Consider the following 7,536-nt stretch of genomic DNA (forward strand, 5'->3'; position numbering starts at 1 on the left):
GCCATGAAAGTCCTCCGTCATCAACCGCAGCATCAGTGCAACCACTGTCACGGCACCACAAACCCGACCGCGACTCCACGCTTGCTCACCCGACCCGTGACCCGTAGCGGTTCTGACCCGGCCGGACAGGTGAGACCATGCGGCCGACATGAAACCCCCCGTTCCACAGTGGTCGGCGATCTCTCTCACTTCCCATTACGTGCCGAGCCGCGCCAACGCGAGCCGGCGCTCGGCTGGAATTGGAGCTGGTAGGAGGGATCGACGAGGCGCAAAGGCGTTGCTACACTCACGTCGATAAATATCAGTGATACACCTTGATCTATGCATTAAAGGATGATGGATCTGGACAGAATCCCCATATGGGACGTGAGTCACGCCATCGCTTGGATGGCTTGCAGTGGACGGTCCACGCCGTACGGCGACCGGCTTGCCTGGCCGGCCATCGCCAGAAATCCCTAGCCCATCGGATCCGCCGGCCGGTGGCGGCGATGTCGCGCATCCAGGCAACGGTCGGGTCGATGACGGGCGCCAGCAAAGCGATCGGCAAGATCAGCTTAGGCGGCCGTACCGCATTCTTGACATCGCCGTACGGAACCAGTGACAGCTTGGACCAACACCTCAGCGCCGCGCTCGCCACCAGCTGCAAAACACCTGGATCGGCAATGCTCATAACCGCCGAACAGGTGTCTCGTCACGGTATTCAAATCGTCTGATCCGAGTGCCGTAGTGCCCCTGTCGGCAAGACGCGGGCATGCCGTCGCCTTGTGCATACGGGGAGGATCCGCCATGTCCGAACACACTCGACGTCAGGTTCTGCGCACCGCCGCAGTGGCCGCCGGCCTGGCCGCCGCGCAGACCGTCGTCGCGCCGGCAGCCGCTGTCGCTAGCCCCCCGGCCGGCGGCTGCCCGCCCCCCATGGGGCCGGTGACCGTGACCCCGACCGACGTCCGCTACCCGGAACTGGTCCGCGGGCGCAACATTCGGTATGTGGCCAGCCCGGACTACGTACGCGTGGTCGGTTCGACAAATCAGGTCGTCCAGGCGGTAGACGACGCGGTCCGGACCGGTAAGCGGGTGGTGGTCCGCAGCGGTGGGCACTGCATGTCCGACTTCGTCGACAACCCGGCCGTCCAGGTCATCATCGACCTGGCCGGGATGACGCAGGTCTACTTCGACCCGGCCCGCAACGCCTTCGCCGTCGAGGCCGGCGCGACCCTGGCCGAGGTGTACCGCCGGCTGTTCTACGGCTGGGGCGTCACCGTGCCGGGCGGCTTGTGCCCGATGGTCGGCGTCGGCGGGCACATCGCCGGCGGCGGATACGGCGTGCTGTCCCGCGAGTACGGCCTCGTCGTCGATCACCTCGACGCCGTGGAAGTGGTGGTGGTCGACCGGCGCGGTCGGGCCAAGGCCGTGGTCGCCACTCGAGATCCGGCCGATCCCCACCGCGACCTATGGTGGGCACACACCGGCGGCGGCGGCGGGAACTTCGGTATTGTCACCCGGTTCTGGCTGCGTACACCCGGCGTCACCGGCACCGATCCCGGCACCCTGCTGCCGCCGGCGCCGGCTACCATCCTCGACTACTCTTGCAGTTGGCCGTGGGACGGGATGGACGAGCAGAGGTTCGCCCGGCTGGTGCGCAACTACGGTCGGTGGTGTGAGGAGAATGCCGCACCGGGACTGGCCAGCAGTCGGCTCTACAGCGCGCTGGACCTTTTCCGCCAGCAGAACGGTGCGCACTCGCTGTTCGGCCAGGTCTTCGGTCCGGGCGCCGAGCGGCTGTTGGACAACTTCATCGCCGCGCTCAGCGACGGCGTGGGCCCGCCGCAGGACGTCCGCAAGGAGTGGAAGCCCTGGATGACCGCTGTGCTGGGCGGCTCGGACGCCTCCCAGATCTTCCGGTTCCGGATGAAGTCCGGCTACCTGCGGTCCCGGTTCACCGAGGGCCAGGTTTCGACGATCTACCAGCAGCTCACCCGGCCGGGTAACGAGGGCCTGATCGGCAGCGTCGGCCTGGGCAGCTACGGCGGAAAGATCAACACCGTGCCGTCGACGGCCACGGCGACGGCCACCCGCAACGCCGTCATCATAGTGTCGTACCTCGCGGCGTGGACCGATCCGGCGTTGGACGCGGCGCACGACGCCTGGAGCCGCGACTTCTACCGCAACGTGTACGCCGGCACCGGCGGCGTGCCTGACCCGCTGGACGGCGCCTACGTCAACTACCCGGACAACGACCTCGCCGACCCGGCCATCAACCGGTCAGGTGTCCCCTGGTCCACCCTGTACTACAAGGGCAACTACCCCCGCCTGCAGCGGATCAAGGCCGACTACGATCCCTTGAACGTGTTCCACCACGCGCTCGCCGTGCGGCCCGCCTGACAGCGGCCTGCCGGCCCGGCGCCGCCGTGCTCAGAGACAATGCATCGCTGCGACGAGGAGCCTGCGCACGACAGGGAGCCGCGGCCTCCGCGGGCGAACAGCGTACCGGCCACCGCCGGAGTTGCAGACGGTGGCCGATACGCGACGGGCCGGGAGTTTCAGCGTGCCGAAACCTCGGCCGCAGGCGGGACGGAGGCCGGGACCGTTTGCGGCTGTAGCTCCAGCGGCGCATCGCGGGTCGTTCCACCATCGTGTATGACGGTGACACCCTGACAGAGGCAGAACCCGAACGAGATCTCGCCGAGCGCCCGTATCGCCGGGGTGCGCATGAGGCCCGGCATGTCCTGCACGTCGCGGGTCGCGAAGGTGGCGATGACCACCGCGATCGGGATGATGATCCGGTCCATCCGCGACTGCATCGCGGCCTGGAACGCCAACCCCCGCACGTTCCAGGGGACAACGACCGCCGACGAAGTCCTTGCGAAGGTCCAACTTGTCCGGACCAACATCAAACAAACTCGTCGACAACGACGCCGAGTAAACCCAACAGAATCACGAGACACTACTGCTTCTGATCAACTGCCGGGGCGCGTCCAACCGCTTGCAATCCATCATCGGTTGCTATGCTGCTGCGATGCGCCCACTTCGTTATTCGATCCACGTCACTCTGGACGGATGCTGCGACCATGCCGCTATGGACGGCGATCTTGAGATGCATCGCCGCGGAGCGGAAAGCCTCGCCCAAGCCGATGCTCTTATTTTCGGCCGGGTCACCTACGAGATGATGGAGTCGGCTTGGCGTCCCATGGCGGCGAATCCGGGGTCGCTCCCGGAAGAGACGAGATTCTTCGCCCAGACGATCGACAAGGCGAAGAAGTACGTCGTCTCGAGTTCACTGGAGAAGGTGGACTGGAACGCTGAGATTTTGCGTGGCGATCTGGGTCAGGCCGTCGAGAAGCTCAAGCAGAGCCCTGGCGACGGCTTGTTCGTGGGCGGCGTGACACTCCCACGAGCCCTCGCCGAGCTCAACCTGATCGACGAGTATGAATTGGTGGTCCACCCCCGCCTAGCGGGGCGCGGGCCTTACCTGTTCAACGGTATGCCGAAGCCGCGCGATGTGAAGTTCACGGGCAAGACGGACTGGGACTCGGGCGCGAAGGCGATGCGATACGAGCCGGTAAAGTAAGACGAGAAATCCGCCGGCGCCCCGCACGCGATCACGTGCCGGCGCCGGCGGACTTGTATCCGGGGCGTCGCAGGTCGAGCGGATTCACCTTCTCGGCGCCGCTGAACGCACGTCCGATGGTGCTCGGGATCCCTGCTGCGTCATGTCTCACTCCCCGGAGGTTGGCCAGGAGCCCAGGATCGTCCGGGCTCGGCCGGCGTCGCACCTCTCACGTTGCCGCGAGACCGGCCGCAATTGCGGAGATGTGGCGCGACGGGCCACCGATTACATGGGGAGCTGTCGCCCGCGCTCGCGAACGGAGAACAGCTACTACGCCCTGCACGTCATGGCTATCGCTCAGATCCGCCGCGACACCCCTCTCTGTCAGGCTGAGTTGAGACACCTGGTGCCCGGTGCCCGGTCGTGGCGAGCAGGCGCTTGGCCTGGTAGATGCGGACGGCGGACAGATACCGTCCGGGCGAGACCCGCGTGGCCGTGCGGAAGACCCGGGAGAAGTGGAACCGGCTGAGGACAGCGCTTCGGGCGATCTCGTCCAGCGAACGGCCCGCTGTCAGGTAGCACCTTGCCCGGATGGGCTCGCGTGGTGGTGGGGCAAGGATCGAGCTCGGTCGAGCCTCGTTCGAGCACGGCCACGGTCGTTCTTCCTGCCGTTCCGTCACGTTTCCGCAGCACAGCGGAAGGTGTCCGGCCCGTCGCGTTCTCCGATGCTGGCTTTTGGCCCCTGGCTCGGCCCGGGTTCACGGTCCGCACAGTGAGGACGACATCGCTATGCCTGAGCAGCACGTACCCCGCGCTGTCGTGCTCGGCGGCAGCCTGGCCGGACTGCTCGCCGCGACGTGCTCGCCGACGTCTACCCGCAAGTCCTGGTGGTGGACCGCGACGAACTGGCGGGGGTGGCCGGTCATCGAGCGGGTCGTGCGCAACCGCGTCGAGAAGGTGCGCACCATCCGCTCCCTCGAGCAGCACGACATCGTCGGGCCGGCCACGACACCCGGCGCGGGCCGGGTCACCGGTGTCCGCGTGCAGCCCGGCGACGGCCGAACTCGGCTACGCCGGTGTGCCGGGCCCCCGCGGCGCGAAGGTCCGCTTCATCAATGCGTACGTCACCCGCGTGCAGCGGGCGGCGATGCACGACGCCAGCCTCACGAACACCCTGATGCGGGTCGCCGGTCTCATCGACGAGCCGACGGCCCTGCTCCGCCCCGGCCGGATCCTGCGTACGTTGCGGCGATCCGGCCGTCCCGCCCCCGCGCCGCTCGTAGCGGCTCACGACTGATTCCGGAGGTTGCCGGATGCGCCCGTTCCGCATCAATTTCCCGCAGTCCGACCTCGACGATCTGGCCCGTCGTCTCGACCACACCCGCTGGCCGGACGAGATCCCCGGCGTCGGCTGGGACCGCGGTGTGCCGCTGGACTACGTGAAGGAGCTGGCCGGCTACTGGCGGACCCAGTTCGACTGGCGGGCGGTCGAGGCCCGGCTGAACGAGTACCCGCACCATCTCACCGAGATCGACGGCACGACCGTGCACTTCATGCACATCCGGTCGGCCGAGGCCGGGGCCATGCCGCTCATCCTGACCCACGGCTGGCCGGGGACAGTGGCCGAGTTCCTCGACGTCATCGACCCGCTGATCGATCCGGTCGCGCACGGCGGCGACCCGGCCGACGCGTTCCACCTCGTCATCCCGTCGATCCCCGGCTACGGCTTCTCGGGCCCGACCGGGGAGACCGGCTGGGACACCGGCCGGGTGGCCGGCGCTTGGAAGGAGCTGATGCGCCGCCTCGGCTACGAGCGCTACGCCGTGCAGGGCGGGGACTGGGGCTCGCCGATCTCGCTGCGGCTCGGCCTGGCCGACCCCGAACACGTCGCCGGCGTGCACATCAACATGTGCGTGACGATCCCGCCGCCCGACCCGGCGGCGATGGCCGGCCTGGACGACGCCGACCTGGCCCGGCTCGACTTCGGCCTGCGGTTCATCCAGGACGGCATGGGATGGCAGAAGATCCAGTCGACGCGGCCGCAGACCCTGGCCTACGCGCTGACCGACTCGCCGGTCGGGCAGCTGGCCTGGATCGCCGAGAAGTACAAGGAATGGACCGACTCGGCGAAGGTGCCGGAGGACGCGGTGAGCCGCGACCACATCCTCACCGCCGTCACCATCTACTGGCTGACTGCCACGGCCGGCTCCAGCGCCCAGTTCTACTACGAGTCGTCCCACGTGGACGCCGACTTCGTCCGCACCTGGGCCGGGCCGTGGCCGCTGACCATGCCGGTCGCCGTCGCGTCGTTCCCGCGGGACGCCGTGCGGCCGGTCCGCCGGTTCGCCGAGTTGATCCTGCCGACGCTCAGCCAGTGGACCGAGTTCGACCGCGGCGGGCACTTCCCGGCCCTGGAGCAGCCCGAGCTGCTGGTCGGCGACATCCGCCGGTTCGCCCGCTCGCTGAAGGGGGTGACGCGATGAAGGCCGCCGACATGGGCCGGCACTACGACGAGCGGTCGCCGATCGAGGCCGAGTTCCGCGACGGCCAGGTCCACATGTACTACTGGTACGACCGGGAGGACCGCGCGACGCTTCCCGAGGCGGTCGAGCGGATCAGCCGCAAGGTGACCGACACGCTCGGCCTGCGGGCCGGCGAGCACCTGCTGGACGCGGGCTGTGGTCCCGGCAAGACGGCGGTGGCCCTGGCCCAGCAGCTCGGCGTCCGGGTCACCGGCGTCACGGTCAGCGCGTTCGAGGTCGAGAAGGCGAACCAGCGGGCCGCGGCGAGCGGCGTCGGCGACCTTGCCCGCTTCGAGTACGGCGACTACACGCGGCTGGGTTACCCGGACGGCACGTTCGACGCGGTGCTGGCGCTGGATTCGCTGCAGAACGCGCCGGACCTCGACCAGGTGCTGCGCGAGCTGTTCCGGGTGCTGCGCCCGGGCGGCCGGCTCTCACTGTCCGACTTCAGCCGCGAGTCGGACAGCGACCCGCGGCGGCTGGCCGCGTTCATGGCCAGCCTGAAGCTGACCGCCCTGCCGTCGCTGACCGAGTGGACCGAGCGGGTGCGGGCGGCCGGCTTCGAGGTCGAGGAGTACACCCAGTGCGGTCCCCGGGTCTACGGCCGGAAGGCGAAGTTCCTGGATGCCGCGATGGCGCGGCGGGCCGAGGTGGTCGCGAAGTTCGGCGAGGACGCGGTCGCCAGCTTCTCGCGCAGCATGATGGGGTTCTTCGCGGCGCGTAGCGACCAGGTCGGGTATGTCATCGTGTCCGCCCGCAGGCCGTACCCACGCTGAGTCGCAGGTGCGCCGTCCCGGCGTGGGCCGGGACGGCGCACCAGGCGCTCAGATGCCGTCCTGCTCGATCGGGTCGAGGCCGGCGGCAAGCCAGAGCGACATGCCATCCAGCACGTTCCCGGCCACAGGCACCTCGTCGTTGTGCGGCAGCGGGCCCACCCCGACGGTGAATCCGCTCCAACGCCCAGGCCCGGAGTAGCCCGCAGTTGCAGGCCGTGCTGGCCCGTCATCGGCCCGACATCATGCAGGCCACGCCCCCGCGGCCGAACGGCGCCGCGGGGTCCCGCCGCTCCGGCGGGAACTGCTCGCCGCCGGCGTCCGGCCGCTGCGCTGGACCGGCCGCGAGGACCGGCCCGCTCTGGCGTTGCTGCGCGGCGACGCGGCCTGGCCGGCCCCGGCCGTGGCCGAGTTCGAGCGGCCGGGGTAGGCAAGGTCGAAGTGGGCAGGCCCGGCCCGGCCGGGTGACAGTCAGACTCGCCCCGTGACCTGGTCACTACCTACGCAGGGATGGATCATCAATGACCGCGAACACAGACACCGCCGAACGTCACGCCTCCGCCCCGCCCGAGCCTGGTCTTACCGCGGATCAGGTGGTGGCGCGTGCCGAGGCGATGGTTCCTGAGCTTGTCGAGCGTCAGGCTGAGACGGAGGATCGTGGGTTTTACGCTGAGGATATTCATGAGCGTTTTGC

The 7,536-nt window shown here is 68.7% G+C and carries 7 protein-coding genes; 6 read left to right on the forward strand and 1 reads right to left on the reverse strand.

The window, feature by feature from the left end:
• Positions 1 to 488: 488 nt before the first annotated feature.
• Positions 489 to 713, forward strand: a complete 225-nt coding sequence (locus ABZS58_RS50615; RefSeq protein WP_354791959.1) for a hypothetical protein — start codon at positions 489 to 491, stop codon at positions 711 to 713.
• 73 nt (positions 714 to 786) lie between these two features.
• Positions 787 to 2,382, forward strand: coding sequence for an FAD-binding oxidoreductase (locus ABZS58_RS50620; protein WP_354791961.1), 1,596 nt, complete (start codon positions 787 to 789; stop codon positions 2,380 to 2,382).
• Positions 2,383 to 2,540: 158 nt separating this feature from the next.
• On the opposite strand, the gene ABZS58_RS50625 is transcribed toward ABZS58_RS50620, so the two are convergent.
• On the reverse strand, positions 2,541 to 2,819 hold the full coding sequence (locus ABZS58_RS50625) for a hypothetical protein (RefSeq protein WP_354791962.1): 279 nt from the start codon (positions 2,817 to 2,819) through the stop codon (positions 2,541 to 2,543).
• 197 nt (positions 2,820 to 3,016) lie between these two features.
• Here ABZS58_RS50625 and ABZS58_RS50630 point away from each other — a divergent pair, with 197 nt between their 5' ends.
• From ABZS58_RS50630 to ABZS58_RS50645, 4 genes are all read left to right on the forward strand, one after another.
• A complete protein-coding gene (locus ABZS58_RS50630; protein WP_354791964.1) occupies positions 3,017 to 3,568 on the forward strand; it encodes a dihydrofolate reductase family protein in 552 nt (183 codons plus the stop codon).
• 1,012 nt (positions 3,569 to 4,580) lie between these two features.
• On the forward strand, positions 4,581 to 4,844 hold the full coding sequence (locus ABZS58_RS50635) for a hypothetical protein (protein ID WP_354791965.1): 264 nt from the start codon (positions 4,581 to 4,583) through the stop codon (positions 4,842 to 4,844).
• A 16-nt stretch (positions 4,845 to 4,860) separates the two neighbouring features.
• Positions 4,861 to 6,030: an epoxide hydrolase family protein gene (locus ABZS58_RS50640; RefSeq protein ID WP_354791966.1), complete on the forward strand. Its 1,170-nt coding sequence runs from the start codon at positions 4,861 to 4,863 to the stop codon at positions 6,028 to 6,030.
• Entirely contained in the window at positions 6,027 to 6,845 is an 819-nt protein-coding gene (locus tag ABZS58_RS50645; RefSeq protein ID WP_354791967.1) for a methyltransferase domain-containing protein, read from the forward strand. The genes ABZS58_RS50640 and ABZS58_RS50645 overlap by 4 nt, the downstream gene beginning before the upstream one ends.
• The last annotated feature ends 691 nt before the right edge of the window (positions 6,846 to 7,536 follow it).

This window comes from Dactylosporangium sp. NPDC005555, from assembly GCF_040605635.1.
Lineage (GTDB): Bacteria > Actinomycetota > Actinomycetes > Mycobacteriales > Micromonosporaceae > Dactylosporangium.